Origin of the sequence: Corynebacterium aurimucosum ATCC 700975, from assembly GCF_000022905.1 — a bacterium.
Taxonomy (GTDB): domain Bacteria; phylum Actinomycetota; class Actinomycetes; order Mycobacteriales; family Mycobacteriaceae; genus Corynebacterium; species Corynebacterium aurimucosum_F.
The window spans coordinates 2,011,950-2,035,734 of sequence record NC_012590.1; the positions used below are offsets into that span (position 1 = coordinate 2,011,950).

At 64.3% G+C, this 23,785-nt stretch carries 21 protein-coding genes; 14 read left to right on the forward strand and 7 right to left on the reverse strand.

The features are described from left to right. Positions 1 to 153 precede the first annotated feature (153 nt). The gene (gene hemW, locus CAURI_RS09465; protein WP_012715194.1) at positions 154 to 1,302 is read right to left on the reverse strand and encodes a radical SAM family heme chaperone HemW; all 1,149 of its coding nucleotides are present in this window, start codon (positions 1,300 to 1,302) and stop codon (positions 154 to 156) included. Positions 1,303 to 1,444: 142 nt separating this feature from the next. On the opposite strand from hemW, the gene CAURI_RS09470 reads away from it, so the two are divergent. Both CAURI_RS09470 and CAURI_RS09475 read left to right on the forward strand, forming a co-directional pair. Continuing rightward, complete coding sequence (locus CAURI_RS09470; protein WP_012715195.1) at positions 1,445 to 2,821, forward strand: hemolysin family protein; 1,377 nt, start codon at positions 1,445 to 1,447, stop codon at positions 2,819 to 2,821. Beyond that, on the forward strand, positions 2,818 to 3,885 hold the full coding sequence (locus tag CAURI_RS09475) for a CNNM domain-containing protein (RefSeq protein WP_010190785.1): 1,068 nt from the start codon (positions 2,818 to 2,820) through the stop codon (positions 3,883 to 3,885). Before CAURI_RS09470 ends, CAURI_RS09475 begins: the two co-directional genes overlap by 4 nt. 218 nt (positions 3,886 to 4,103) lie before the next feature. Here the strand turns inward: CAURI_RS09475 and CAURI_RS09480 are convergent, their stop codons facing one another. Together CAURI_RS09480 and CAURI_RS09485 are read right to left on the reverse strand one after the other, a co-directional pair. Beyond that, entirely contained in the window at positions 4,104 to 4,784 is a 681-nt protein-coding gene (locus tag CAURI_RS09480; protein ID WP_010190787.1) for a hypothetical protein, read from the reverse strand. A gap of 125 nt (positions 4,785 to 4,909) precedes the next feature. Then, positions 4,910 to 6,751 carry an AMP-dependent synthetase/ligase gene (locus CAURI_RS09485; protein ID WP_010190789.1) on the reverse strand — a complete coding sequence of 614 codons (1,842 nt, stop codon included), beginning with the start codon at positions 6,749 to 6,751 and terminating at the stop codon, positions 4,910 to 4,912. Between the two features lie 93 nt (positions 6,752 to 6,844). On the opposite strand from CAURI_RS09485, the gene malQ reads away from it, so the two are divergent. Next, positions 6,845 to 8,944 carry a 4-alpha-glucanotransferase gene (malQ, locus tag CAURI_RS09490; RefSeq protein WP_236660810.1) on the forward strand — a complete coding sequence of 700 codons (2,100 nt, stop codon included), beginning with the start codon at positions 6,845 to 6,847 and terminating at the stop codon, positions 8,942 to 8,944. Positions 8,945 to 8,956: 12 nt separating this feature from the next. Here the strand turns inward: malQ and CAURI_RS13950 are convergent, their stop codons facing one another. Continuing rightward, positions 8,957 to 9,112, reverse strand: a complete 156-nt coding sequence (locus CAURI_RS13950; RefSeq protein WP_010190793.1) for a hypothetical protein — start codon at positions 9,110 to 9,112, stop codon at positions 8,957 to 8,959. Positions 9,113 to 9,123: 11 nt separating this feature from the next. Beyond that, positions 9,124 to 9,258 (reverse strand): hypothetical protein, encoded by a 135-nt coding sequence (locus CAURI_RS14195; RefSeq protein ID WP_265342850.1) that lies wholly within the window; start codon positions 9,256 to 9,258, stop codon positions 9,124 to 9,126. 28 nt (positions 9,259 to 9,286) lie between these two features. Here CAURI_RS14195 and CAURI_RS09495 point away from each other — a divergent pair, with 28 nt between their 5' ends. Continuing rightward, the gene (locus CAURI_RS09495; RefSeq protein ID WP_010190795.1) at positions 9,287 to 10,558 is read left to right on the forward strand and encodes a carboxylesterase family protein; all 1,272 of its coding nucleotides are present in this window, start codon (positions 9,287 to 9,289) and stop codon (positions 10,556 to 10,558) included. 38 nt (positions 10,559 to 10,596) lie between these two features. Here CAURI_RS09495 and idi read toward each other — a convergent pair whose 3' ends face one another. Next, entirely contained in the window at positions 10,597 to 11,121 is a 525-nt protein-coding gene (gene idi, locus CAURI_RS09500; RefSeq protein WP_010190796.1) for an isopentenyl-diphosphate Delta-isomerase, read from the reverse strand. After that, entirely contained in the window at positions 11,118 to 11,654 is a 537-nt protein-coding gene (locus CAURI_RS09505) for a hypothetical protein (protein ID WP_010190797.1), read from the reverse strand. Before CAURI_RS09505 ends, idi begins: the two co-directional genes overlap by 4 nt. Positions 11,655 to 11,744: 90 nt before the next feature. Between CAURI_RS09505 and CAURI_RS09510 the strand changes: the two genes are divergently transcribed. The 10 genes from CAURI_RS09510 (at position 11,745) to CAURI_RS09555 (ending at position 23,762) form a co-directional block, all read left to right on the forward strand. Further along, positions 11,745 to 13,577, forward strand: a complete 1,833-nt coding sequence (locus CAURI_RS09510; protein ID WP_010190798.1) for an ABC transporter ATP-binding protein — start codon at positions 11,745 to 11,747, stop codon at positions 13,575 to 13,577. A 10-nt stretch (positions 13,578 to 13,587) separates the two neighbouring features. Continuing rightward, the gene (locus tag CAURI_RS09515) at positions 13,588 to 14,685 is read left to right on the forward strand and encodes a MalY/PatB family protein (RefSeq protein WP_010190799.1); all 1,098 of its coding nucleotides are present in this window, start codon (positions 13,588 to 13,590) and stop codon (positions 14,683 to 14,685) included. Between the two features lie 38 nt (positions 14,686 to 14,723). Then, positions 14,724 to 16,064: a branched-chain amino acid transport system II carrier protein gene (gene brnQ, locus CAURI_RS09520; protein WP_010190800.1), complete on the forward strand. Its 1,341-nt coding sequence runs from the start codon at positions 14,724 to 14,726 to the stop codon at positions 16,062 to 16,064. A gap of 3 nt (positions 16,065 to 16,067) precedes the next feature. Next, positions 16,068 to 17,048, forward strand: coding sequence for an LLM class flavin-dependent oxidoreductase (locus tag CAURI_RS09525; RefSeq protein ID WP_010190801.1), 981 nt, complete (start codon positions 16,068 to 16,070; stop codon positions 17,046 to 17,048). Between the two features lie 70 nt (positions 17,049 to 17,118). Next, entirely contained in the window at positions 17,119 to 17,874 is a 756-nt protein-coding gene (locus CAURI_RS09530) for a GntR family transcriptional regulator (RefSeq protein ID WP_010190803.1), read from the forward strand. Next, positions 17,874 to 19,292, forward strand: a complete 1,419-nt coding sequence (locus CAURI_RS09535) for an ABC transporter substrate-binding protein (protein WP_010190808.1) — start codon at positions 17,874 to 17,876, stop codon at positions 19,290 to 19,292. The genes CAURI_RS09530 and CAURI_RS09535 overlap by 1 nt, the downstream gene beginning before the upstream one ends. Further along, positions 19,289 to 20,194 carry an ABC transporter permease gene (locus CAURI_RS09540; RefSeq protein ID WP_010190813.1) on the forward strand — a complete coding sequence of 302 codons (906 nt, stop codon included), beginning with the start codon at positions 19,289 to 19,291 and terminating at the stop codon, positions 20,192 to 20,194. Before CAURI_RS09535 ends, CAURI_RS09540 begins: the two co-directional genes overlap by 4 nt. Next, positions 20,191 to 20,949: an ABC transporter permease gene (locus tag CAURI_RS09545; protein ID WP_010190814.1), complete on the forward strand. Its 759-nt coding sequence runs from the start codon at positions 20,191 to 20,193 to the stop codon at positions 20,947 to 20,949. Before CAURI_RS09540 ends, CAURI_RS09545 begins: the two co-directional genes overlap by 4 nt. Next, complete coding sequence (locus tag CAURI_RS09550) at positions 20,933 to 22,153, forward strand: ABC transporter ATP-binding protein (RefSeq protein ID WP_012715198.1); 1,221 nt, start codon at positions 20,933 to 20,935, stop codon at positions 22,151 to 22,153. Before CAURI_RS09545 ends, CAURI_RS09550 begins: the two co-directional genes overlap by 17 nt. Further along, positions 22,125 to 23,762 carry an FUSC family protein gene (locus CAURI_RS09555; protein ID WP_010190818.1) on the forward strand — a complete coding sequence of 546 codons (1,638 nt, stop codon included), beginning with the start codon at positions 22,125 to 22,127 and terminating at the stop codon, positions 23,760 to 23,762. The genes CAURI_RS09550 and CAURI_RS09555 overlap by 29 nt, the downstream gene beginning before the upstream one ends. Positions 23,763 to 23,785 lie beyond the last annotated feature (23 nt).

Here is a 23,785-nt window from a genome sequence, read left to right on the forward strand (position 1 = left end):
AAGGAAGGTTTGTTTACCCCCAAACGAACCTTCCGACCGGAGCCTTTCCACTGGAACCATGTGCAGAAGGCAGGGCAGGCCACGATCAGGGTACGGCCGCTAATGAGCCAGCTGATGCGGACTCGGAGGTCGGCCCGCCGGCGGGGCAAGCCGCTAGCGGGCGGTGTTTTGGGCGGTGTCTTCAGCGACGAGGAGGTCCGTAATAATGCCATCCGCGAGCAGGCGGCCTGCCTTGGTCACGCGAAGGCGGTCACCGGCGCGCTCGAGCAGGCCGCGCTCGATGGACCGCGCGGCCACGGGCTCCGCCGCCGGCGCGAGCCAGGACGCAGGCATGCCCTCGCGCAGGCGCAGTCCCAGCATGATGCGCTCGGTATGACGGTCAGCCTCCGTGAGCTGCTCGCGCTCCTTGATGGGCAACTCGCCCTCGCCTACCGCCTTGATGTAGGTCCGCGGGTTCTTCACGTTATAGAAGCGCTCGTTGCCTAAGTGCGAATGCGCGCCCGGGCCCGCACCCCACCAGTTGCCGTCCACCCAGTAAATGCGGTTGTGCTGACACTCCCCGCCGGGCTTGGCCCAGTTGGAGACCTCATACCACTCGAAACCCTCGGCCTCCAGCGTGGAGGAGATCATCTCATAGCGCCGCGCCAGCACGTCCTCATCCGGCGCGGGCAGCAGGCCCTTGGACACCTTGCGGGCCATACGCGTGCCATCCTCCACGATGAGCGAATAGGCACTGATGTGATCCACCCCGGTCTCCAGGGCACGCTCCAAGGTCAGAGCAACGTCGGCATCTTCTTCTGTCGGCGTGCCATAAATCATGTCCAGATTGACGTGCTCGAAGCCTGCAGCGATGGCTTCGCGCGCCGCATCAAAAGCGCGGCCCGGCGTGTGGGCTCGCTCCAACACGGCGAGCACCCCCGGCGAGGCGGATTGCATGCCCAGGGAGAGGCGGGTGAAGCCGGCGTCGAGAAGCCCGGCGAAGTACTCCGGCGAGGTGGATTCCGGGTTGGATTCCGTGGTGACCTCCGCGCCCGGGGCGAGGCCGAAGGTATCGCGAACCTTCGATAAGACACGGCCCAAGCCCTCAGCACCCAACAAGCTCGGCGTGCCGCCACCAATAAAAACCGTCTCGGCTTCGCGGTCCACCTGTACTGCCGCCATCTCCAGCTCTTTCTCCAGAGCAACCAGATAATCGCTGGTCAGATCCCCTCCCAGTTCACCCGGCGTATAGGTGTTGAAGTCGCAGTAGCCGCAGCGCGAAGCGCAGAAAGGAACGTGAATGTAGAGACCAAAGGGATCCATGGGGAACAAAGTAACCGACAGAACCGTTGAAGCGGTAGTCTGTAGAGCAGATTTGCATCCCCTGATAGTGAAGAAAGGCCTCTTTTAAGTGGAACCTCCGAGTCGATGTCCCCGCCGCCTCCTTAAGGCGGTGGGGTAAGCCGTGTTATCTGCCATCCTGATGATTGTGGCGGGTTTCGCCGTCATCGCTCTCATTATCGTGGCCAACGCCTACTTCGTGGCGCAGGAATTCGCCTTCATGTCGGTGGACCGCACGCAGCTGCGCCAGCGCGCAGCGACTGGGGATAAGCCCGCGGAGCGCGCCTTAAAGATCACCCAAAAGACCTCCTTCATGCTCTCCGGCGCGCAGCTGGGTATCACGATTACCGGCCTGCTCATCGGTTATGTGGCCGAGCCCCTCGTGGGCCAAGGCCTGGGCCAGCTGCTGGGCGGCGTGGGCGTGCCCACGGGCGTCTCCGTTGCCATCGGCACGGTGACCGCTCTGGCGGTGTCGACGGTTCTCACGATGCTCTTCGCCGAGCTCTTCCCGAAGAACTACACCATCGCAGCGCCCATGAAGTCAGCGCTGTGGTTGTCCGCATCCACAATGTGGTACCTCAAGATCTTCGGCTGGCTCATCCACTTCTTCGAGTACTCCTCCAATGCCCTGCTCAAGGTTTTCGGCATCGAGCCGGTGGAGGATGTCGATTCTTCTGCCACCACCGATGACCTGGAGTCCATCGTGGATGCCTCCCACGAGGCCGGTGACTTGGATGAGGACACCTATCTGGTGCTCGACCGTCTCCTCGACTTCCCTGAGCACGATGTGGAACACGCCATGATTCCGCGCTCGCGCGTGGATGTCATTGAGCCCGAGACCACCATCGGTGAGGTGCGCGAGATGATGTCGGAGAACCACACCCGCTACCCCATCATCGACGATGAGCACAATCCCATCGGCGTGGTGCACCTCTACGACGTGCTGGGCAGCGAACTACCCCTGGCCACCCCGGCTCGCGAAATCATGAAGACACCCGTGGTGGTGCCGGAGCTCATGCCGCTTCCCGACGTCGTCACAGAGCTTCGCGACGCCGACGAGAAACTCGCCTGCGTCATCGACGAATACGGCGGTTTCGTGGGCATCGTGACCATGGAGGACTTGGCCGAGGAAATCCTCGGCGATGTCACCGACGAGCACGACCTCGAAGAGACCGAGGAAATCACCGAGCAGGACGACACCCACTGGATCGTCGACGGTGATACCCCTATCGACGAGGTCGAGCGCGCCATCGGCCACGACCTGCCGGAGGGGGATTTCGAAACCGTCGCCGGCCTGCTCATCGCTCATTCCGGCACGCTGCCGGAAGAAGGCGAAGAACTCTCCATCGAGCTGGAGGCCGAGCCGGAAGACTGGGTCGACGGCGACGAAGCCCCCACCCGCACACTCAACGTGCGCGTCGAGGAAATCGACCGCCACGTGCCCTCCGTCCTAGCCCTAGAGCTGGTGGAGGAATTCCCGGAAGGAGAGGATGACCTATGACTGATACCTGGTGGTTTAACCTCCTCATCACCATTCTCATCATTGCTGCGTCCGGCTTCTTCGTGGTCATCGAGTTTTCCCTCATGGGCGCGCGCCGCAACCGCCTAGAGGAGACCGCGGAATCCTCGGCGGCCTCGCGCGCGGGCCTACGCTCGCTCAATGAGCTGACCATCATGCTGGCCGGCGCACAGCTAGGCATTACCGCCGCAACCTTCGTCCTGGGTGCCGTGACCAAACCCTGGGTCCATCACCTGTTGATGAGACCGCTGGAGGCCCTCGGCCTGCCGCTGGGCGTTGCTGACGTCATCTCCTTCCTGTTGGCCCTTTTCGTTGTGACCTTCCTGCATCTGGTCATCGGTGAGATGGCGCCGAAGTCCTGGGCCATCGCCCACCCGGAGACCGCACTGCAGCTCATCGCGGTGCCCGCCCGCGGCTTCATCTGGCTCTTCCGCCCGCTGCTGATCTGGATCAACAAGATGGCGAACAAGCTGGTGAAGATGACCGGCGAGGAGCCCGTCGACCGCGCTGGTGCCGCCGGCTATGACGCGGAGACCCTGCGCCATCTGGTCGAGCACTCGCGCCTGACGGGCACGCTTGACGACGACTCCGCTAACCAGATCACCGGCGTCATCGAACTGGAAGCCTCCACCGCGGCCCAGTTGGCCCGCGAGCATGGTTCGGAAATCCTGCCGCTTTCCTCCGATGCCACCGTGGCCGAGCTCCACGAGCTCGTGGTGCGCAAGTCCATCATGCGCGTGCTGGTCTACCCGCGTACCTCGCGCATCCCACGCATCGTCCACGTGCGCGATACCCTGCTCGCGGACCCGGACACCCCGGTGCTGGACTTCTCCCGCCCCGCACTGGCGGTGGGCTCCTCCTCCACTGTGCAGAAGACGCTGGACCAGATGCGCGCACGCAATGAGCAGCTCGTGGTCGTGGGCAAGCCCACCAAGGACAAGACGGTGTGGATCCTCACCTGGGATGACATCATGGGCCAGCTGTGGCCGCAGATTACGGAGCAGCTGGACCAGGCCGCGCCGGCCGCCAAGAACCCGGGGGCTTAGCGCGTACGCGCTAAGCGTGGCTCACGAAGATAGACGGTGGCACACGAAGCTAAGCGTGACACGCGAAGCTAGGCGGTGGCACCCAACACTAGGCGTGACACGCAAAGTTATTCGTGCCACGATAGCAACGAAGAGCGCCGCCGAGAGAGGGAATCTCGGCGGCGCTCTTCTTAGGTAATCCTTGTGTGTTGGCAACAAGGAAGTCTGTGATGCGGCGACTATGCGGTCGTGGCGGCCTTCTTCTGGCGCTTGGCACGGACGCGGGCGACGACGGCGTCGATACGCGCGCGCTCCTCTAGGAAGGGCGGCGGGTTATGCCCGCGCATGGTGCGCACGTAAGCGGGGTGTGCTTCCACGACGGTGTGGCGCCAGGCCTGCACGGCGATGAGTGAAGATTCACCCGCGCGCTTGTACAGGTTCGGCAGGGAAACCACATCGAGGTTGCGGGCCACGGCGTCGGTTTGCGCCAGCACGTACTCGACCAACTCACGCAAGTAGGCGGCCACCGTGGCGGTGCGCCCGCGCAGCGTTTCTGCCAGCTCCGAGACCACGACGGGCGGGCCGGAGATGGGCAGGCCTTCAGCGAGCGCGCGGGCAGTGAGCTGCTTCGGTTCCTCGACATCATTGTCACCGGAGGAAGCAGCGGAGATGGTGCCGGACTTCAGCCCGGAGACCAACGCGTGGCGCAGGCCGATGAGCTCGCCGACACAACGCCCGGAATCCACGCGGGCGTCTTCGACGATATCCCCCAGCTCGGCCAGGCAGTCGAGGGCGAGTTCATCGTCCCAGTCCTCGATGGCCTCGATGAGGTGCTCGATGTAGTCAACGACTTCGTCGCCGATGTTATAGATTTCTTGGGTCAGCTCACGGTGGCGCAGCTCGGCTGCGATCTTGTGCATAGGCTGCCCTTTCCGCGAGAACCTCTAGTTGAGGTTTAGAGTTTTTCTGACCCCGCTGACTCTATTAGAGATTCTCCCGTGGGTCTGCGCGACACTCCGAAGGAATTCACAGACTCCATCCAGCCTTATTTCTTGCCGGTGTAGAGACGCTCGATATCCGCGGCGTAGCGCTGCGCCACGACATAGCGCTTGACCTTCAGGGTCGGGGTGAGCTCGTTGCTTTCCTCGGTGAGGTCCTGGTCGAGGATGACGAACTTCTTGATGCCCTCCGCGTGGGAGACGGTGGCGTTGACCTGGTTGATAGCGTCCTGGATGTCCGCGCGCAGTGCCGGATCGGCAGCCACCTCACGCATGCCCTTGGTCGCGGAAATGTTGTGATCGGCCTTCCACCGCTTCAGCGCGTCCTCATCCAGGGTGAGCAGCACGCCGATGAAAGGCTTGCCATCGCCGACCACCATGGCCTGGGAAATCAGCGGGTGGGAGCGCAGGATATCTTCCATCGGGCCAGGCGAGACATTCTTGCCGCCAGCGGTGACGATGAGGTCCTTCTTACGGCCGGTGATGACGAGCTTGCCATCCTCATCGATCTCACCCAGGTCGCCGGTGTTGTACCAGCCGTCCTGCAGGGAGTTCTCGGTGGCTTCCTCGTTCTGCCAGTAGCCCTTAAAGACGATATCGCCCTTGATCAGGATCTCGCCGTCCTCGTTAATGCGCAGCGTCGTCCCACCCAGCGGCGGGCCGACGGTGCCGATGGACTGATCCACGAAGTCCACGGCGGCGGCCGCGGCAGTCTCCGTCAGGCCATAGCCCTCATAGATGGTCACGCCGATGCCGCGGTACCAATGCAACAGGTCCTGCGAGATAGCCGAACCACCAGAGATGCAGTACTTGACCTCACCGCCCATGGCCTGGCGGATGGCGGAGTAGACCAGCTTGTCATAGGCCTTGCGCTTGGCCTTGAGCACGCGGTTGGGACCTTCCGGAGTATCCAATGCCTTCGAGTACTCAATAGCGACCTTCTCGGCGCGGTCGAAGACGGCACCCTTAAATGCAGAGGAAGCGTGGGCCTTGGCGGAAGCACCGTTGCGCACCTTCTCAAAGACGCGCGGCACGCCCAGGATTAGGTTTGGACGGGAGCGCGCGAATTCGATGGTGATGGTGCTGAAATCGGACCAGTGGTTCTGGGAAGCACCGCCGATGGTGACTGCCAACGACACAGCGCGGCTAAAGACGTGGGCCAAGGGCAGGAAGGTCAGGACGTGGGAACCCGGCACGGCGATGGCACCAATGGGGTTGGTCAGCAGGCCGCGGGCTTCCGCGAGCCAGTTGCGGTGGGTCAGCATGCAGCCCTTGGGGCGTCCGGTAGTACCGGAGGTGTAGACCAGCGAGGCGACGTCATCGGTGCTCGTGGCTTCGATGCGCTGGTCGACGGTATCGTCACTGACATCGCGGCCCTCGAACTTCAGCGTATCGATGGCGGAAGAGTTAATCTCTAGCACGCGGCGCAGCTGGGAAGGCGAGCCGTGCAGCTGCGGGGTGCCATCCTCCTGCAGCTTCAGGTGCTTGACCAGCTCGGAGTGCTCGCGGGTCTCCGTGATGGCGAGGATGGCACCGGAATCCTCAATAATCCACTGGACCTGGGACATCGACGAAGAGGGGTATACCGGAACGGAGATAGCACCGGCCGCCCAGATGGCGTAGTCCAGCAGGGACCACTCGTAGCGGGTGGTAGAAATAAGAGCCACGCGGTCGCCCTGCTCCACGCCGAAGGCGATGAGCCCCTTGGCCACCGCGTAGACCTCTTCCACGAACTCTTTGGCGGTCACGTTGACCCACTCATAGTTCGCTGGGCGGGTAAATAGCACGCCATGTGGGCGGGCGTGCGCCGTAGCCATCATGGCGGTAAGGCAGGTTTCGCCGTCCTTGATCTCGAACTCCGCCTTCGTGTGCGCTTCATTCAAAGTCACAGTTGTGTCCTTTCCCACAAAAATTAAATTCCAGCCCACTCTACCAACCGGATTTCTCCCGCGCGCGGGGAGGGCGTGGCACAATTGGGTGATGTGACTACCCGTGATCTGCTTCAAGAACTTGCCCAACGCCACGGCGTGGCCTGCGAGTACACCGCCCAGAACGGACAGCCCGTGTACGTCAGCGAGGAGACAATTACCTATACGCTGCGCGCACTCGGCGTCTCTATCTCCGAGCGTCCGGACGATGACGAGCTAACCCAAGCCCTGTTCGAGGACTACCTCGAACGCGCCTCCCGCCCGCTGCCGCCCTGCGTGGTGGCCCGCGAAGGCGCCGAAAAGTCCTTCGCCGTCCACGTCCACGACGGCGACCCCGTCACCGTCACCATCGAGCTAGAAAACGGCGAGACGCGGCCGACCTACCAGGACCCGAACGACGCCCCGGCTGCCGACGTCGCCGGCACCATGTGGGGCGAGGCCAGCTTCCACGTCCCCGGGGACCTGCCCTTAGGTTTCCACAAGCTGCGCTTGTCCTCCCCCGGCATCGGCGAGCACGAGTGCCCGCTCATCGTGGTGCCGAATCATCTGAGTACGGCGGATCGCTACCTCGACCGCCCGGCGGCGGGCGCGATGGCGCAGCTGTATTCGGTGCGCTCGGAAAAGTCCTGGGGAATGGGCGATTTTGGAGACCTCGCCGAGCTGGCGGAGACCTTGGCGCCCGATTATGACTTCCTCCTTATTAACCCGCTGCACGCGGGCGAGCCGATCCCGCCAGTGGAGGATTCGCCCTATCTGCCCACCACGCGGCGTTTCATCAACCCGATTTATATCCGTATCGAGGATATTCCGGAGCTGAAACAGCTCAGCCCGGAGCTTCAGGAAGACGTCGCCGAGCTCGCCGCCGAGTTCCGCGAGCGCAACCGGTCTGCAGAAGAGATTGATCGTGATTCCATCTTCGAAGCCAAGCTGCAGGTCCTGCAGGAGCTCTTCAGCAAGGGGATGACCCCGGAGCGCCGCACCGCCTTCAGCGAGTACCAGCGCCGCGAGGGCCGCGGCCTGCGCAACTTCGCGCTGTGGTGTGCAGAGACTGAGCTCTCGCGCCACAGCGGACGCCGCCACGCGTTGAGCCTCGACGTCAACGACGTGGCCGAGTTCTATTCCTGGCTGCAATTCCTCTGCGATGAGCAGCTGGATGCCGCCCAGCGCCGCGCGCTCGATGCCGGCATGAGCATCGGCCTCATCACCGATATGGCCGTAGGCATCCACCCCGCTGGTGCCGATGCCGTGAACCTGGCGGAATACCTCGCCCCGCAATGCTCGGTGGGCGCCCCGCCGGATGACTATAACCAGCAAGGCCAGGACTGGTCCCAGCCACCGTGGCACCCGGTCCGCCTGGCGGAAGCCGGCTACGAGCCATGGCGCGATTTGCTGCGCACGATGCTGGGCAATGCTGGTGGCCTGCGCGTCGACCATGTCCTGGGCCTGTTCCGCCTGTACTGGATCCCGCGCCAATCCACCCCGCTCAACGGCACCTACGTGACCTATGACTGGGAAGCCATGCTCGGTATCCTCGCGCTCGAGGCTGAGCGTGCCGGCGCGGTCCTCGTGGGCGAGGACCTGGGCACCCTGGAGCCGTGGGTCCAAAACGCTTTGCGCGATATGGGCGTGCTAGGCACCACGATCATCTGGTTTGAGCACGCGGAGGACGGCCCCACCCCGCGCCCGCAGGATCAGTACCGCCACATGGCGATGTCCTCGGTGGGCACGCACGATCTGCCGCCGACGCTCGCCTTCCTACGCGGCGACCACATCGAGCTGCGCGCCCGCTTGGGCCTGCTCACCCGCCCCGTCGCGGAAGAAGAGGCAGAGGACCGCGCCTGGCAAGAAAAGGTCAAGGATAACCTGCAGGCCTATGGCATGTTGGAAAACCGCGAGAGCGAGGAGGACGTGCTCGTCGCCCTGCACCGTTATGTTGCGGGAACTCCCTCGGCGCTGACGGTCACCAACGTGGTGGACATGGTTGGTGACGTGCGCGCGCAGAACCAGCCGGGCACGACGAAAGACCAGTACCCCAACTGGTGCATCCCGCTGTGCGATACCGCCGGTAAGCCGGTGCTCCTGGAGGATCTACCGAAGCAGGAGCTCTACCAGCGCCTCGCCCAGGCTGCCAAGAGGCCAGGGGCCGAACGCTAAAGCGTCGCCCTTTTAAAGGACGACACCGACGATGGCCACCACGACGATGAGCGCGATCATCAACCAGAGGGTCATGCTCACTCGGGATTTGGGTAGTGCGCGCTTGCGGTGAGAAGGCTGTGAGCGCTCGGGGTCCCACAGGCCTTCGCGGTGATCATCGGGAGTCATGTTTCTTCATCCTAGTCGCGGGCACTAGCCACGCATTCACCCGGTCGATTGCCCACATCAGCACCCACCCCATGACGGTCGCGGCCGGCACTGCGGTGACGGCGAGCACCGCCATCTGCGCCCACACTGGCGCCTGCACGAGCCATTCCATGCCCTCAGGGTAGCCTGTTCACCATGAGCAGTGCACCTTTCGACGTCACCTGCCCCGCGGGCACCATCACCGGCTACCTCGATGAGGACGTGGCCCATTTCCACTCCATCGAGTACTCCCATATCCCGGGGGATTTCGAGAATCCCGAACCCGCCCCACCCCGTGACCAAGACGCACGCACACCGCACCCGGAGAAGGTCGCGCTTACCATCACCGCTCCTGCGCCCGGCAGCCGCGCCTCGTCACTAGCGCCCACGTTGGTCTATATCCACGGCGGCCGCTACGAGCACGGCTCCCACGAGGATCCCCGGGCAGAGGGAACACCGACCGCGCAGGCGGGCATCGTCCACGTGCAACTGGGATACCGAGTGGGCCTGCCGGGGCTTGCCCGTTTCCGTGATGATGAACCCGACCGCTACCGCGCCATCGAGGACCTGCAGCTGGGCTTGGAATGGATCCAGCGCAATATCGAGGCCTTCGGTGGGGATCCCACCAATGTCACCATCCTGGGGCAGTCCGCCGGGGCCAACGCCGTGCTGTGGCTGTGTCGGCGGGACCACTACCGCGGGGCCTTTCGCCGGGCAATAGCGCTCTCCCCGGGCTTCCCGCGGGAGACCTTCGAGGAACGCCAGGCCACGCTGCGCCAGGCGATGAAGAAGCCCATCACGCGCTCCTCGCTTGCGGCGATGAGCCAGGAGGAGCTCGCGGCTGGTTACGCTAAGTTCCGCAAGAAGTACAGCCTCGATATGGCGCTGGGCCCCACGCCACTGGAGTGTGGGCAGCTTGCCGACGTCCCCCTCATCCTCGGCAGCACCCGCGACGAGTTCTACAACATCCCGGCCACGCAGAAGATTGACCGCTCCCCTTTCCGCGGCCTCATCCTGCGCTATGCGGCGCCGCGCTTCGGCTTCCCCCGCAACGGTTTCACACCCTGGTATCAGGTGGCGCAGCACATGGACAAGGAGCGCCCGATGGGGCGGATGGTGGGCGATGCCATCATCCGTCGCTGGGCGGCAGAGGTGGCGGAGAAGGCACCGGGGAAGACGTGGATGGTGGAGTTCACCCGTTCCTCGGGCCCAGCCCTGCACTGCGAGGAGCTGCCTCCGCTCTTCGGCGAATCACCGCTCGCGCAGTGGTTGCGGGATGTCGTCCGCACCGGCGAGCCCGGCTTCGAGGCCTACCGCCCCGAGCACGCTATCTGGGAATACAACCTGGATAACGGCGAAAACCGCGTGGCCTATGCCAGCTTGGATTACATCTCGGCGGCCTTCGCCCAGGATGGCAGCCTGCTCTGATCCGGGCGCGGGGCTCCACCGCCCCGCATTCAGAATCGCTAGCCCAACAGGGCCGCGCGCAGCGGCTCGTGGGTCAACTCCTCCACCATCCACGGGCTAAAGGCGAAAGGCGTGGCGTCGACCGCGGCGAGCACATCGCGCACTGGGGCCCACGCGAAGGAGTCGACCTCCTCCGGATTGGGGGCCGGATCGTCTTCGGTCTGGAAGAGGTAGACCGGGCAGATTTCATTCTCCACCACGCCGGAAGAATCCACGGCGCGGTAAGCAAAGTCTGGCAACACCAAGCGCGGCGTGCCGGTCAGGCCAAGCTCAAAGCGGCCGCGGCGCAGGACGGCGTCGGCAGTCGGCTCGTCCGGGCCCGGGTGCCCGCAGAAGGAATTGGTCCACACGCCGGGCCAGGTCAGCTTGGACAGGGCGCGGCGGGTCAGCAGCAGCTGGCCATCGCGCACCACCCACGCGGAAAAGGCAAAATGCAGCGGGGTATCCGCGGTGTGTACGGCGGCCTTGTCAGCGGTGCCGGCGGGCTTGCCCTCCGGCGAGGCTAGAACGACGAGTTCCGTCATAGATTGAGGTCTCCTACATAGCGCACGTTGCCAATGCTAAAGCGCGCGTTCCAGAGGTTGCCTGGGGCAACGTTGTAGACATATTGAAGGTTGGTGGACGCACCAGCGCCCAGCGGGTGATCTAAGCCCGGCGCGGCCACATCCGGGTGGACAGCGGGGTCAACATCAATCGAATCCACGGTGGCCCAGCCGCCGTTGCCGTCGGCACGCTCGAGGGTGGGTTCCGGGAGAGCGTCGACAGGCATCGGTACCTCGTTGAGGTTGTGAATCTTCACCGTCAGCACCGTTCCGCCACCGCCGGAGTACAGGCCCTGCAGCTCAAATTCCACGTTGAGGCCCTCATCTTTAACGGGTGCCGCCAAGTTCGAGGTGACCTCGTGGGCGTCTACGTCCTTGGCCTCAAAGGCCGGCGGCTCCGAGCTGGAGACCACGATGTTGTCCTGCGGGCCCACGTCCGGCGGCTGGAGGATGCTGCAGCCTGATAGGGCAGCCAGGCACAGCGGGGCGCACGCTAGGGGGAGGTATTTCTTCACCGCGGATCCTTTTCCATCACGACTTCGGTTTCTCCCCTACCTTAGTCGACGGGTTGGATAATCCTATTAAGGGCGTAACATCGGCCGGCGATGAACTCTATTCTCCGTATCGTCCGCAGCGCTTCGGCCCTGTGGCCGTTTTATCTTGGCGTCCTAATCACCGCATCAGTCACCGCGATTCTGTCGCTGCTGACGCCTTTCATCCTCCGCGAAGCCACCGATACCGTCGTCGCGGGCGGCCCGCTGCACACCATCCTGTGGTGGGTCGTCGCCCTCTTTGTTGCGGACGCGCTGGGCAATGTGGTGAAGAATATCGGCGGCTATATCGGCGATGTCATGGTCGCACGCCTGCGCCAGATTCTTTCGACGCGCTACTTCGCCAAGCTGCTCTCTGTGCCGCAGGGTTATTACGACAACCAGGTCACCGGCACCATCATTGCGCGCTTAGACCGCTCGATTGCGAATATCACGCAGTTCCTGCAGTCCTTCTCCAATACCTTCTTCGTCATGCTCATCCAGGCCGCGGCGGTGCTGGTCATCACTGCGGTGTACTACTGGCCGCTGGCCATCCTGCTGGCCGTGCTCTTCCCCATCTATATGTGGCTCACAGCGCTGACCTCGGAGCGCTGGCAAGAGTATGAGGCCATCAAGAACGAGAACATCGACGTGGCCGACGGACGCTTCGCGGAGGTCATCGGTCAGGTGAAGGTGACCAAGTCCTTCGTCGCCGAGGCCCGTGAGCTGGCCTCCTTCGGTTCGCACTACCGCACGGTGGTGGACACCACGAAACCGCAGTCGCGCTGGTGGCATTCCATGGATACCGCGCGCGGCGCAGCCATGGCGCTGATCTTCTTAGGCATCTATGGGCTGATCTTTTGGCGCACCTTGGAAGGCCACTTCTCCATCGGTGACATGGTCATGCTCCTGCAGCTGGTGAACATGGCCAAGCAACCGGTGTTCATGATGAGCTGGATCGTGGATGTCAGCCAGCGCGCCATCGCCGGCTCCAAGGACTACTTCAAGGTCATGGAGGAAATCCCGGAGCCTACCGTCAACCCGCAGCTGGTCGCCGCCGCTGAAACCTCAGACGTGCCGGAACTCGATCTCGCCCCGGCTAAGCCGCTGCTTCCTTCGGAAGGCCCGGTCTTCGCCTTCGAGGACGTGTCCTTCTCCTATGAATCGGATAAGCCGGTCGTCGCCGATATCACCTTCGCCGCCCAGGAAGGCCACAAGGTTGCCCTCGTCGGCGAGTCCGGCGGCGGCAAATCCACCCTGGTCAACCTGCTGTTGGGCCTCTACCAGCCCACGGAAGGAAAGCTCACGGTGCTGGGTCACGACGCCGCGGAACTTACCGCGGAGCGCCTGCGCGCCTCGGTTGGCGTGGTCTTCCAGGAGTCCTACCTCTTCTCCGGCACCATTCGGGAAAACATCGCTTATGGCAAGCCGGGGGCCACGATGGAGGAGATCGTGGACGTCGCCAAGCGCGCCAATGCACACGGCTTCATCGAGGAATTCCCTGATGGCTACGACACCGTCATCGGCGAGCGCGGCCTCAAGCTCTCCGGCGGGCAGAAACAGCGCGTGGCCGTGGCGCGCGCCATGCTGAAGGACGCCCCCATCCTCGTCCTCGACGAGGCAACCTCGGCGCTGGACACCAAGGCCGAACGCGCCGTGCAGGCCGGCCTGGATGAGCTCATGAAGAACCGCACCACGCTTATCATCGCGCACCGCCTGTCCACCATCGCGGACGTGGACACCATCATCGCCCTGGACCGCGGCCGCATCTCCGAGATCGGCTCGCCGGCGGAGCTAGCCCAGTCCGGCGGAATCTACGCTGAGCTGCTGCGCCTGACCCAATCCGCCTCCGCCGCCGACCGGCAACGATTGAAAAAATACGGATTCGTCCAAGCCACCGACGAGTAAGGTGGGACGCATGCGTTTCCCTAGCCTGAAAGAACTCTCTGCCCGCGGCACCCGCAAGTGGACCGTCTTTGATGAGGACATCATTCCGCTGTGGATCGCCGAATCAGACTTCCTCACCGCGCCAGCGGTCAAGGAGGCCATCCAGGAGGCGGTCGACGCCGAATCCTTCGGCTACACCCCAGCGCCCAAGGCCTCCGAGCTCAACGCGGCAATAGCAGATTTCTACGAATCGCGCTACGGCTGGCGCCCAGAACACGTCTTCTGGATCGGGGATGTGGTGCGCGGCTTGTTGCTAGGCGTGCAGTACTTCACCGAAGGTGCGGTGGCCGTGCCGGTTCCCTCCTACCCGCCGCTGCTGGAACTGCCGGAGACCGCTGGGCGCGAGAAGATTGAAACCTCGCTGGAGCTCGACGATATCGAGCGCGCCTTTAAGGCCGGCGCCGGCTCCATCCTGCTCTCCCACCCCTATAACCCGCTGGGCATTGTCTTTGATGAGGACTGGCTGCGAGGGCTGGTGGAGCTGGCGGAGAAGTACGATGCCCGCATCCTCTCCGATGAGATCCACGCCCCGCTGGTCTACGAAGGCCGCCACATCCCGCTCGGCGCTTTGTCCGACCGCGTTATTACCGTCACCGCCACGTCCAAGGCGTGGAACACCGCGGGCTTAAAGTGCGCGCAGGTGATCTTCTCCAACACCGCGGACGTCGAGCGCTGGAACTCGCTGACCGGCGTGGCCAAGGACGGCACCGGCACGCTCGGCGTCTTGGCAGCAGAGGCCGCCTACCGCCACGGCAGCGAGTTCCTTGACGAGGAAATCGAGTATCTGAAGAAGACCCGCGACTGGCTGGTGGAGGAGCTGCCCAAGCGCGTGCCGGGATTGAAGACCTCCCACCCGCAGGCCACCTACCTGCTGTGGTTGGACTTTAGCGAGACCGCCATTGGGGATAACCCGAAGCCCGCGGCCTGGGTTCGCGAGCACGCCAAGGTAGCCCTCAACGAGGGCGTGACTTTCGGTACGGGCGGTGAGCATCATGCCCGTCTTAACTTTGCAACCTCCCGTGAGCTGCTGGAAGAGGCACTCGACCGGCTGGAGAAAGCATTTAGCTAAAATTTACATCTCATGTCATGGGCATTATCCTTAGAAAAATGTCCATTAATGACGTTCGGGCCCCCGCCCAGTCCGCTTCGAAGTCGGGTTCACCCATCGGCATCGTGATCGTTGCCTCCCTCATGCTCTTCTCCATGTTCTTCGGAGCAGGCAACCTCATCTTCCCGCCGGAGGTCGGTGTCTCCTCCGGCACCAACTTCTGGCCGGCCACCTTGGGCTTCCTCGCCGCTGGCGTAGCTCTGCCGGTCTTAGCGGTGATCGCAGTGGCCATTTCCGGCCAGTCCGTACGCGATATCGGAAACCACGGCGGCAAGATCTTCGGCGTGGCCTTCTCCGTCATCGCCTACCTGGCCATCGGCGCCTTCTACGCCTTGCCGCGTACCGGCGCGGTCTCCATGGAAACCGCGATTACCCCGCTGCTTGGCTGGGAAGGAACCTTTGCCAACGGCGCCTTCAACGTCGTTTTCTTCCTCATCGCACTGGCCCTGGCCTGGCGCCCCAACAACATCATTGACGCCTTGGGGAAGTTCCTCACCCCGGCGCTGGTCATCCTGCTCGCGGTCCTCATCACCCTCGCTACCGTGGCGAATCCCCGCGTTCCCGGCACCCCGACTGAGGAGTACGCCTCCGCGCCCTTCGTCACGGGACTCTTCGAGGGCTACAACACCATGGATGCCATCGCGGGCCTGGCATTCTCCATCGTCATCGTGACCTCGCTGCGCTCCAAAGGTTTCTCCACCGACCGCGCGCTGCTGCGCGGAACCATCACTTCCGCGGTCATCGCCGGTGCGCTGCTTGCCGCTATCTACCTGGGCCTGGCGTGGATCGGCCAAACCATGCCGAATGGCGCCTCCTATGATTCCGGCGCCGCCTTGCTTGCCGACGCCTCCAACCTCACCATGGGCAACGTTGGCCAGGCCGTCTTCTCCGCCATCGTCATCTTGGCCTGCATGACCACCGCCGTGGGCCTGATTTCCGCCACCTCGGAGTTCTTCGCTCTGCTCGTGCCGAAGACCAACTACCACTTCTGGGCCTGCTTGTTTACCGCGCTGTCCATCGCCTTCGCCTTCCAGGGCCTGGACACGGTGCTTGCCATCGCGGTTCCCTTCATCGTGTTCTTGTACCCGCCGGCTATCTCGTTGATCGCGCTGACGCTTCTGCAGCCGGCGGTCAAAAGGTGGGTCACCTTCTACTGGGGCTTCCGCCTGGCACTGTGGGTTTCCGTACTGTGGTCCGCCGCCACTTCCTTCGGCGCCCCGCTCAGCTTCTCCCCTGGTCAGGACGTTGGCTTGGGCTGGGTGGTTCCTACGCTCCTCGCATTTGCCATCGGCGTTATCATCGACGTTGTATCTACATCCTCGTCGAAGAAAAGTGAGTAGTTCATGACGCCCCGCGCCGCCCTATCCATCCTCGATTTCTGCACCATTTATGAGGGGGAGACCCCTTCTCAGTCCATGGCTAGGTCGGTCGAACTAGCGCAACAGGCGGAGGCCTTAGGCTTTGAACGCATGTGGTACACCGAACACCACAACATGCCCTCCATTTCCTCCTCCGCCCCGGCAGTGCTCATCGCCCACATCGGCGCGAAGACCGAGCGCATTCGCCTCGGCTCCGGCGGCATCATGCTGCCGAACCACGCGCCTTATGTTATCGCTGAACAATTCGGCACCCTCGCGGAGCTCTACCCCGGCCGCATCGACTTAGGCCTGGGCCGCGCCCCCGGCACCGACATGAAGACCTTGGGCCGCGCCCTGCGCCGCGATAGAAACGCCGCCGAGCGCTTCCCCGAGGACGTCAAGGAGCTGCAGGGCTACCTTTCCGGGAAATCACTCGTCCCCGGTGTGCAGGCCATCCCTGGCCACGGCACCAACGTGCCGATCTACATCCTGGGTTCCTCGCTCTTCGGCGCCTCGCTCGCCGCCAAATTCGGCCTGCCTTATGCTTTCGCCTCGCACTTTGCTCCGCAGCATCTGGAAACTGCCACGGCTTATTACCGCGAGAATTACCAGCCTTCCGAAGCCCACCCCGAGCCCTATGTCATCGCCGGTGTCAACGTCACCGCGGGGGATGACGCCGAGGAGGAATTCGAGAAGGTCTGTTTCCGCCGCGTGAAGGCCTTCGTCGGCCGCGGCAAGCAGCTGAGCGACGCCGACGTCGCCCGCATCATCGACTCCCCGCAAGGCCAGCAGATCATCAGCATGCTGCAGTACTCCGCCGTCGGCAATGTAGAGCACGTGCGCGAGTACCTCACCGACTTCCAGAAGTTGGCCCAGGCGGACGAGCTCATGATCTCCCTGCAATCCACAAGCCACAAGGCAGCGTTGGGTAATATGGCTAACCTGGCACAAGCGTGGCAGATGTAGGCGTACGCGCAGGCGCGCGTACGCACATCTTTGCCCGTCACAGCGTTGTTCTACATAGAGGAGAATTTCGGTGGCCCTTCGCCGTACACAGCAACACAGCATGATCGCTGATTACCTGCGCAACCTCATTCGCAGCAAGAAGCTTTCTCCTGGTGATTTCCTGCCCAGCGAGGCTGAGCTCTGCGAGCAATTCTCCTCTTCTCGCGGCCCGGTGCGCCAAGCCGTCGCGGCGCTGCGCTCGGAAGGGCTAATCTCCTCCGGCCGCGGCCGCCGCTCCGTTGTCCTCGGCCGTTTTACCTCGGAGTCCTTCGACTCCATCTATTCCGTGACGCACTGGCTGCGCGAGCGCGGCTTCGAGCCCGGCGCCTCCACCCTGTGGCTGGGCCGCTGCCCCGCTACCGATAGGGAGGCCGAGTTCCTGCGGGTAGAGCCCGGCTCCCCCGTAATCTTCGTGCACCGCGTGCGCAGCGCCAACGGCATGCCCATCGCCATCGAGCGCATGTTCTTCCCACTGGAGGTGGGCAGCCAGATCCTCAGCTTCGATGCCGACAATGAGTCCATCCACGATCACCTGCGTAGCCAAGGCGTGGACTTCGACAACGTCAACCGCGAGCTCTCCCTCGCCTCCGCCAGCGAGGAGGATGCGCGCTCCCTCAATGTCGAGCCCGGCACCCCGCTGTGGCGCCTGCACTTGGACATCTCGGATCACTCCGGGCATCCCGTTGAGTGCACCAAAATCCTGTACCTCGGGGACCGCATGACGCTGGGCATGACGAACGTGCGCGGCACCACGTCCCCGCTCGAGGTCAAGCTGTCGGAAGGATGATGAAGGCCTGGATTGGTGCACTGGGGGTGATCGTGGGGGCGTCGCTAAGCGCGTGCTCTGCCGGCTCCACGGCGGTGGTGGACTCGGATTCCGCCGCGCTGACGCTGGCCACGACGACGCCGGCGACCTCCCTGGATTTCACCACCGTCGGTGGCGCCGCCATCCCGGCAGCGCTCATGAGCAACGTCTACGAGACCTTGGTGCGCATCTCCCCAGAGGGAGAGATTGTCCCCGGCCTCGCCGATTCCTGGGAGGTCGAGTCCACGCGCTATACCTTCCACCTGCGTGAGGCTTCCTTCTCCAACGGCGAGGCCTTCACCGCGCACACCGCCGCGTGGTCCATCAACGCGGTGAAGACGGAGTGGACGAACGGCATTAGCGCCCAGATGGACGTGGTGGAATCCGCCACGGCCGTGGATGATCACACGCTCGTCGTCGAGCTTTCCCGCCCCTCCGCCGGGTGGTTATGGTCCATGGGCACCGCCATTGGCGCGATGCGCACCCCCACCGAAGCGGTGGGCACCGGCCCCTTCGCCGTCGCGGGCTTCTCCCCCAACGAATACATCGCGCTGCGCGCCCGCCCGGACTACTGGGGCACCCCAGCGAAGGAAGACATCACCATCCGCTACTTCCCGGATTCCCTCACCGCGGTTAACGCCCTGCGCTCCGGCGGGGTGGATGCGGTGTGGGGCGTGCAGAACCCCGAGCTGCTCGACACCCTAGGTGACTCCATCGACACCGCCGTGGGCACCACGAACGGCGAGGTGCTGCTGTCCATGAATAACCACGCAGCGCCTTTCGACGACCCCCGCGTGCGCCGCGCCGTGGCTTATGGCATCGACCGCCAGGCCGCCAACGAGATCCTCTGGGAGGGCCGAGCGAAGGACACGGGCGGCGCACCCGTCCCGCCGACCGATCCCTGGTTTAGCGGGAAGGACTACTACCCTTACGACCCGGCGCGCGCCCGCGCGCTGATGGAGGAGGCCGGGGCGGTGGGCACGCCGCTCACGCTCACCGTGCCGAGCCTGCCCTATGCGCAAACGCTCTCCGAGTTCCTCTACTCCCAGCTGGAGGAGATGGGCTTTGAGGTCACGCTGGAAACCGCTGAGTTCCCCGCCGTGTGGCTGAGCCAGGTCATGGGCGCAAAGGACTATCAGATGTCGCTCGTCGCGCACGTCGAGCCGCGCGATATCCCCACCATCTTTGGCAACCCGGACTATTACCTCGGCTATGATTCGCCGCAGGCCCGCACGCTGTTGGAGCGGGATGACATGAAAGGTGCGGTCGACCAGATCATGGAAGATATGCCCGCCCTGACCTTGATGAACATGCCCAATATTGTGCTCTACCGCGAGGGCCTGACCGGCCTGCAGCCGAATCAGATCACCGATGCCATTGAGCTGCGAGGCGTGCGATGAGAATACTGCGCTTCCTCGGCACCATGTGGGCTGCCTCCATCATTATCTTCCTGCTCATGCGAGCCGTGCCCGGCAACCCGGCGCGCGTGGCCTTGGGAGTCAATGCCACGGATGAAGCCGTGGAGAAGTTAACACACTCCATGGGCCTGGACCGCCCGCTCCTCGTGCAATACGTGGAGTGGATGAAAGGACTGTTGACCGGCAACTTCGGCATCTCCCTATCCTCGCAGCAGGACATCACCCCGCTGGTGATTGACCGTGCGCAGGTCACGCTACTGCTCATCGGGCTGGCCATCGCCCTAGCACTAGCCGGGGCAATTCCCATGGGCATCCTGCTGGCCCGCTTTCGCCTGCCCGTGCTCAACGCCGCCACGCAGCTGGGCATCGCGGTGCCCAGCTTCCTGGTCGGTATCCTGCTGGTCGCCGTGTTCTCCGTGCACCTGGGCTGGCTGCCGGCCAACGGCTGGCAGCTACCGCGCGAAGGTTTGAGCCACCTGATCCTGCCGGTTATCTCGCTGGCGCTGGTGCAAGGCGCGATGCTCACCCGCTACGTGCGCGCCACCCTCCGCGAGGAAATGGACAAGGACTATATCCGCACCGCCCGCTCCCTGGGTGAATCCCGCACCGGGGCGCTGATCCGCCACGGCCTGCGCAACGCCGCGCTGCCGGTGCTCACCGTCACCGGCGTGCAGCTGAGCACCCTGGTGGTGGGCGCGGTGGTCATCGAGAACGTCTTCGTCATTCCAGGTCTGGGCTCGCTGCTTCTCGACGCCGTCTCCACCCGCGACCTCACCACCGTCCAGACCCTCATCATGGTCTTCGTGACCTTCACGCTGACCGTCAACCTGCTCACGGACCTGGCCTACCGGGTCATCGACCCTCGGCTGAAGGAGGCGCGATGAAACCCGGCTATATCCTGGTGGGCCTGACCATCCTGCTCGCCCTGGTCTCCCTGGTGTGGACGCCCTATGACCCCAACCTCATCTCCCCAGACCGCCTGGCCGGCCCCAGCCTGGAGCACCTCATGGGCACCGACCGCTTCGGGCGCGATACCTTCTCCCGCATCCTCGCCGGCGCCCAGATCACCGTGCTGGTGGGCGTTGTGGCGGTGGCCATCGCTGCCCTCATCGGGGTACCGCTGGGTATTATCGCCGGGATGCGCGGTGGTGGTTTCATCATGGCGGCCACCGACTTGCTCCTCGCCTTTCCCGCGCTCCTGCTGGCCATCGTCGCCGGCGCGGTGTGGGGCTCGTCGACGCTCACGGCGACCATCGCCATCGGCATCGCCGGCATCCCCTCCTTTATCCGGGTCACGCGCTCGGGCACGCTGCAAATCATGACGCAGGACTATATCGCCGCCGCCCGCATCTCGCGCGTGCCGCCGGCGCTCATCGCGTGGCGCCACGTGCTGCCCAACCTCGGCGGCATCGTGGCCATCCAGGCCTCCGTCTACTTTGCGCTGGCCGTCCTCGCCGAAGCCGGCCTCTCCTACCTCGGCCTGGGTACCGCCCCGCCGACCGCCTCCTGGGGCCGCATGCTGCACGACGCCCAACCCCTCCTGGCCACCCACCCCCTCCAGGCGCTGTGGCCCGGGCTGGCCATCGCCGGCACCGTCCTCGGATTCAACCTGCTAGGAAGCCATGCTGACCGTCACTGATCTGCGCGTGGGCCCCGTCGGCCCCCTCTCCTTTTCCATCGCACCCGGCGAGCGCGTCGGCCTCATCGGCGATTCCGGCAGCGGCAAGTCCCTGACCGCCCTGGCCATCATGGGGCTTTTGCCTGATCACCTGCAGGCCACCGGCTCCATTCAGTTCAACGGCCAGGAGCTGCTGGGCATGCGCGACCGCGACCTGCGCAAGCTGCCGCTGGCCATGGTCTTCCAAGAACCTATGACCGCGCTCGACCCGTTGATGAAGGTACCCGGCTTCAACCGCTTCCCGCACCAGCTCTCCGGCGGGCAGCGCCAGCGCGCGCTCATCGAGATGGCCATGGCCCGCCACCCCAAGCTCCTCATCTGCGATGAGCCGACCACCGCCCTGGATCCCTTCACCCAGGAGGAAATCCTCTCCACCATCGTGGATGCCGCGGACAGCGAAGACACGGCGCTGTTGTTTATTAGCCATGACCAGGACGTCGTCAAGCGCGTGTGCGACCGCGTCGTGCGCATCGGCGAGGTCACCACCCCCAACCTCACCCCGCCTCCCATGCCCACCCTGGGCGAGCCCGTCATCACGCTCAAGAACGTGACCAAGACTTACTGCGGGGTGACCGCGCTGGACGACGTCTCCCTCACCGTCCGCGAGGGCGAGCGCCTCGGCATCGTCGGTGGCTCCGGCTCCGGCAAATCCACGCTGCTCAAGCTGCTCACCGGTTTGGCGGAGCCGACCTCGGGGACGGTGGCGGTGAAGAAGCGCGTGCACATGGTCTTCCAGGACCCTAAGGGCTCGCTCAACCCGCGCATGCCAATCTGGAAGATCGTGGCCGAGGGCGGCGGGACGCGTGAAGAAGCCGAGGCGGTGCTCCGGGAGGTCGGCATCGAGGGCTTCGAGCGCTATCCCCGGGACTTCTCCGGCGGGCAGCGCCAACGTATTTCGCTGGCGCGCGCCGTGGTGGGCAAGCCGGAGATCCTACTGGCGGACGAGGCCGTCTCGGCACTGGATGCCACCTCGCGGGCCCAGGTCCTCGAGTTATTGCAGCGCGTGACGAAGGACATGACGCTGGTTTTCGTCTCCCACGACATCGACGTCGTGCGCCACTTATGCCCCACGGTGGCGGTCCTGCAGGACGGCCGACTGGTCGAGCACGGCGAAGCGAGTAAGGTGTTCTCCCGATATGGAACACCCTCTGCCGCAACGTCCTAACGCCCTTCAGCTCTTTACCGCCTTCAACACCTCCGCGCGCCGCTGGCCCGGTGCCCTGCGCGCGGCGTTGGCGATCATTATCCCCGGCGGGATTGCTGTTTTAACGGGCCACCCGGATGCGGTGCTGCTCGTTTCGGCGGGCGCGTTTTCCGTTATCTACGGCGAGGGGCACCCCTACCGCACGCGGCGCCGCGTGATCCTCACCGCCGGCGGGCTGCTCACGCTGGCGGCCACGGCCGGCTCTCTCGTCGGCGTGCATGGCCTGGCGCTGTCCGCGGTGTTTACGGTGATGTTGGCAACCATCGGCGCCTTCGTGCAGAATGCGCTGCGGCTGCCGCCGCCGGGTTCCTTCTTCATCGTGATGGTGGCCGGTGGTTCCACTATGCTGCGCGGGGTCTCGCCGTGGGAAGTGGCCGCGTGGAGCCTGGCCGGCGTGGCGGCGGGCTACGTGCTGGGCATGCTGCCACGTTTCCGGGATCCGCACGGCCCGGAGACCCGCGCGGTGGCCGCGTTGGAGAGGGCCGCCGAGGCCTTCGTGAACTCCGATAGCGATTTCCTGGCTCGCCACCACCAGGCGCAGTCCGCGATTTCCACCGCCTGGCAAGCGCTTGCCGACGCCGGCGTCATCCGCGGCGGCCGCATCCGCCACCCCGCCCAAGCGGAACTGGTGCACCGCGCGCTGGCCGCGCAGCAGCGCATCGTGGCGCACCACAAGCAGGTCGGCGGCAACTCGGATGAGCTCTCTGATTCCCCCACTTACGTGGACCCGGACCGCACCAGCATCCCGCATACCAAGCCGACGATGCGCTACCGCTTCTACCGGGCCGCGGTGGGCAATTCCCACGCGGTGGTGACGGCGGAGAAGATCGCCTTTGGCGGCCTGGCCACCGCGTTCATTGGCATGGCGCTGGGGCTCAACCGCCCGGACTGGGGCGCGGTCTCGGTGCTCCTGCTCTTGCAGTGGGGGCCGGACCGGGTGCCGGGAACGATTCGCGGCGTGCAGCGCATGCTGGGCTCAGTTCTGGGCGTGTGCGTCTTTGCGCTCATTGCCTCTTTCAGCCCACACGGCTGGGGGTTGGTGCTCGCGTTGGCCTTCTGCCAGTTCTGCGCGGAGATTCTGGTGGTGAAGAACTACGCGCTGTGCGTCATCTTCTCCACGCCGCTCGCTTTGCTCATGGGCAATTCCTCGGAGCACATGGCCCACACCATCGGCTCGCGTATGGCGGAGATTGGGCTGTCGGTGGTCGTGGCGATGCTTTTCTTGTGGCTGTGGAAGCCGCGTGCCCAGCAGACCAACCACTACCGCCTGCAAACCCGTTGCTTCGAGGCAATGGCCGCCCTGCTGGGCGCGCTGTTGATTAAGACCCCGGAGGAAGCGCTGGCACAGCGCCGCGACCTACACTACGAGCTGCTTTCGGAGCGCCGCAGCATCCAATCGCTGGCCACCAACCACTCCGATATCAGCCAGTTCTGGGAGCGCCACACAGCTTTGCAAACCGCCGGCTACTTCCTGCTGGATTTCTGCGTGGTCAACCCGCTCACGCAGCCCAGCCGCGCGGAGTTGGATACGCTCATTGAGAAAATCACCGCGGCCGAGATGCGGTCTTAACCTCATAGTGCACGCCTCCGTGG

Coding starts and splice junctions, on each gene's coding strand:
- hemW (WP_012715194.1), bottom strand. CDS start 1,302: ATGGATCCCTTTGGTCTCTACATTCACGTTCCTTTCTGCGCTTCGCGC.
- CAURI_RS09475 (WP_010190785.1), top strand. CDS start 2,818: ATGACTGATACCTGGTGGTTTAACCTCCTCATCACCATTCTCATCATT.
- CAURI_RS09480 (WP_010190787.1), bottom strand. CDS start 4,784: ATGCACAAGATCGCAGCCGAGCTGCGCCACCGTGAGCTGACCCAAGAA.
- CAURI_RS13950 (WP_010190793.1), bottom strand. CDS start 9,112: ATGACTCCCGATGATCACCGCGAAGGCCTGTGGGACCCCGAGCGCTCA.
- CAURI_RS14195 (WP_265342850.1), bottom strand. CDS start 9,258: ATGGCTCGTGCAGGCGCCAGTGTGGGCGCAGATGGCGGTGCTCGCCGT.
- CAURI_RS09495 (WP_010190795.1), top strand. CDS start 9,287: ATGAGCAGTGCACCTTTCGACGTCACCTGCCCCGCGGGCACCATCACC.
- idi (WP_010190796.1), bottom strand. CDS start 11,121: ATGACGGAACTCGTCGTTCTAGCCTCGCCGGAGGGCAAGCCCGCCGGC.
- CAURI_RS09510 (WP_010190798.1), top strand. CDS start 11,745: ATGAACTCTATTCTCCGTATCGTCCGCAGCGCTTCGGCCCTGTGGCCG.
- CAURI_RS09515 (WP_010190799.1), top strand. CDS start 13,588: ATGCGTTTCCCTAGCCTGAAAGAACTCTCTGCCCGCGGCACCCGCAAG.
- brnQ (WP_010190800.1), top strand. CDS start 14,724: ATGTCCATTAATGACGTTCGGGCCCCCGCCCAGTCCGCTTCGAAGTCG.
- CAURI_RS09525 (WP_010190801.1), top strand. CDS start 16,068: ATGACGCCCCGCGCCGCCCTATCCATCCTCGATTTCTGCACCATTTAT.
- CAURI_RS09535 (WP_010190808.1), top strand. CDS start 17,874: ATGAAGGCCTGGATTGGTGCACTGGGGGTGATCGTGGGGGCGTCGCTA.
- CAURI_RS09540 (WP_010190813.1), top strand. CDS start 19,289: ATGAGAATACTGCGCTTCCTCGGCACCATGTGGGCTGCCTCCATCATT.
- CAURI_RS09545 (WP_010190814.1), top strand. CDS start 20,191: ATGAAACCCGGCTATATCCTGGTGGGCCTGACCATCCTGCTCGCCCTG.
- CAURI_RS09550 (WP_012715198.1), top strand. CDS start 20,933: ATGCTGACCGTCACTGATCTGCGCGTGGGCCCCGTCGGCCCCCTCTCC.
- CAURI_RS09555 (WP_010190818.1), top strand. CDS start 22,125: ATGGAACACCCTCTGCCGCAACGTCCTAACGCCCTTCAGCTCTTTACC.